Raw genomic sequence first — 328 nt, forward strand, 5'->3', positions numbered from 1 at the left:
GAACACCACGCATAAATACGCTAAGCCATGTTGGCTGTCGACTTGAAGTAAAACGGCGATACCGCCAAAAGTTACAATAGCAAGCCCACCTAACAATCCATCAATGCCATCGACCATATTGAACGCGTTAATCGCACCAATCACAGCGAGTACCGTCACTATAGGGCTCAGGAAGCCTAAATGCAGGTCGCCAGTACCAAACAGGTTACCAATGTTATCTAATCGAATGTCGGCGAAATACATCATGCCGATGGAGAGAATTGCTTGCACCACCAGTCGTATTTTGAAGCTAATGTCGAATTTGTCATCAAGCGCCCCGATAATAATA

1 pseudogene is annotated in these 328 nt (G+C 45.4%); it reads right to left on the reverse strand.

What is annotated here, in order from left to right:
* Window positions 1-327 (reverse strand): annotated as a pseudogene (locus AB4486_RS23570) (undecaprenyl-phosphate alpha-N-acetylglucosaminyl 1-phosphate transferase); the annotation flags it as partial.
* Window position 328 lies beyond the last annotated feature (1 nt).

Origin of the sequence: Vibrio sp. 10N.222.55.C6 (assembly GCF_041473395.1) — a bacterium.
In the GTDB taxonomy this organism is placed as follows: domain Bacteria; phylum Pseudomonadota; class Gammaproteobacteria; order Enterobacterales; family Vibrionaceae; genus Vibrio; species Vibrio crassostreae_C.